At 41.6% G+C, this 2,779-nt stretch carries 1 protein-coding gene; it reads left to right on the top strand.

All coding sequences use genetic code 11. From position 1 onward, the window contains the following. Positions 1–12: 12 nt before the first annotated feature. Positions 13–2,779, top strand: a 2,767-nt coding sequence (locus tag A4R26_RS07425) for a non-ribosomal peptide synthetase (RefSeq protein ID WP_133054581.1), incomplete at its 3' end; no start/stop codon positions are given.

The raw sequence follows: 2,779 nt of genomic DNA, 5'->3' as shown, positions 1-2,779 counted from the left end.
CAGACTACTAAGATGCTTAATTCCAATTTATCATCGGAATATGTGGTTAGCCTGTACTTTAAAATATTAGACTTTATTTTAAAAGATCAAAGTAGGCTGGTAAAGGAGGTAGAATATTTAAATGAAGCAGAGAAACACAAATTGCTCTTTACATTTAATGATACAGAGGCGGCTTACCCGGGAGATAAAACGGTTGTAGATTTATTTATTGAGCAGGCAGGGAAATATCCGGATAACCTGGCTGTTTCGCTCGAAGGGGCGCGGCTTACATACCAGGAGCTCGATGAACTATCCAATCAATTGGCTCATTACCTAAAGGGTAACTATGATATCCGGCCAAACGATTTAGTAGGCATCAAACTGGAAAGAACAGAGTGGATGTTAGTATCAATAATGGGTGTACTGAAATCGGGAGGGGCCTATGTTACCATTGAGCCGGGATACCCGCAGGAAAGAATAGATTTTATTGAAAAGGATACGAATTACAAGGTCTGTATTGATGAAGAGGAGTTGAAATCATTCAAAGAGAATATAGATGCATATACTAAAGAGCGAATTGACGTAAAGATTCAATCCAATGCGCTTGCGTATGTAATTTATACATCAGGTTCAACAGGCAGTCCAAAAGGAGTTATGGTTGAACATAGTGGTTTGGTGAATATGGCGTATGACCACATTCGTAATCTTAAACTGTCATCTTCAGATAACATTCTTCAGTTTGTTTCCTTTTCATTTGATGGTTCTGTTATTGACATTTTCATGGCCTTCCTTTCAGGCGCAACTTTGGTGGTTGTAGATAGAAAAATTGTCAATGAAAAATCTGAATTTTTATCGTTCATTAGCCGTCAGCAGGTAACAGTGATGACATTGTCTCCTGCTTATTTGAGAGCATTGAACAAGCCTGCTCTAAACCACGTACGACTGATAATAAATGCTGGAGAGGCTGCATATGTGCCTGATGCGATTTATTATGCCGGAAAGATTGATTTTTTCAATTGTTATGGTCCAACAGAGGGTACTGTTCATAGTACATTATATAAAGTAAATCCTTTATTTGAGTATAATTCCATACCCATAGGTCGGCCTACGGATAATAAACAAATCTTTATATTAAATGATGACTTGCAATTACAACCAATAGGAATAACAGGGGAAATTTGTATAAGCGGAACAGGTTTGGCACGAGGTTACTTAAACCAGGAAGAATTAACTAAAAAGAAGTTCGTAGCGAATCCATTTAAAGAAGGAGAGCGCCTTTATAAAACAGGAGATTTAGGAAGGTGGCTGCCCGATGGCAATATAGAGTTCGTAGGCAGAAAAGACAATCAGGTAAAGATCAGAGGTTACAGGATAGAGCTTGGAGAAATAGAGCATGCGTTAGTAGCCCATGAAGAGATAAAGCAAGCCGTAGTGCTGGCTAACGAGAACGAATCGGGAGAAAGAGAGCTGGTTGCTTATGTTACAGTCAGATCAAATCAAAACACAGATGATTTAAGGTCTTATTTGAAAGACACGCTCCCCTCGTATATGCTTCCGGCCTGTTTTGTACAGCTCGAAGCAATGCCGTTGACCGCTAACGGTAAGATAGACAGGAAATCCCTGCCAAAAGCGGAAGGTCCGGGATCAACGAGTGGCGTAGAATATGTAGCTCCAGGCACGGAGCAGGAAAAGCTTTTAACCTCTGTATGGTCGGATGTTTTTAAAAGACCAGGCATCGGGATCAGGGATAACTTCTTTAATCTGGGAGGAGATTCCATCAAGTCCATCCTGGTTGTAGCCAGGTTAAACCAGTACGGTTACAGGCTTAAAGTAGAGCACCTGCTGAAAACACCCGTATTGGAAGAGTTAGCGCGATTAATGGAGCTGACCAACCAGCTTACCGATCAAAATGAGGTAAGCGGAGAAGTTGTGCTCACCCCAATACAAGAATGGTTTTTCAAAGCTGAGGAGATAAAAGCACATGATCACTTCAACCAATCTGTTTTACTGTACAGTAAGGAGCAGCTCGACAGCAATATCCTGGAGAAGAGCATAGCGGATCTAACCCGGCATCATGATGCCCTGCGGATGGTTTATAAACAGAGGGAAGGAGCATGGCAACAGTTTAATGAAGATACCAGGTCAAAGCGTTATACCATTGACTTCTACGATTTAAGGGAAGCGGATAATGGGCTCGATCGGATGATGCGGCTTGGAGAAGAGCTACAGGCAGGCATCAGGTTGTCTGAAGGTCCTTTATTCAGAGTAGCTCATTTCAGGTTGCAGGATGGAGACCGATTAGGTTTAATTGTACATCATTTGGTGGTGGATGGAGTTTCCTGGCGTATACTCCTCGAGGACTTGTCGACGCTATACTCCGGTTATAAAGAAGGCAAAAAAACAGGCTTGCCGTTAAAGACCGATTCTTTTCAAAGATGGGCATTGTTGCAAAAAGAATATGCATTAAGCAAAAAGCTTGCAAAGGAGCGGGATTACTGGCAAAAGGTATGTTTACAGGAAGTGCCAAAATTACCCCATAATAAAGCAGTAAAAGAAGGTCAGACAGCTGTAATAGATTCTGCTGAGTTTTTCGGTCTGGATAAGACAATCACCGGGTTGTTACAAACTCGTGTTCACGGGGTCTATAACACAGAGATAAACGATGTGTTATTGACAGGTCTTGGCCTTGCCTTGAAAGAAGTTCTGTCTGTAGGGAAAAGCGTTTTACAGATAGAGGGTCATGGAAGAGAGGAAATCATCGAAGGTGTTGACATCAGCAGAACGGTTGGCTGGTTTACTA

This window comes from Niastella populi (assembly GCF_002078015.1).
Classification (GTDB): domain Bacteria; phylum Bacteroidota; class Bacteroidia; order Chitinophagales; family Chitinophagaceae; genus Niastella; species Niastella populi.
This window is presented reverse-complemented; position numbering and strand designations above follow the sequence as displayed.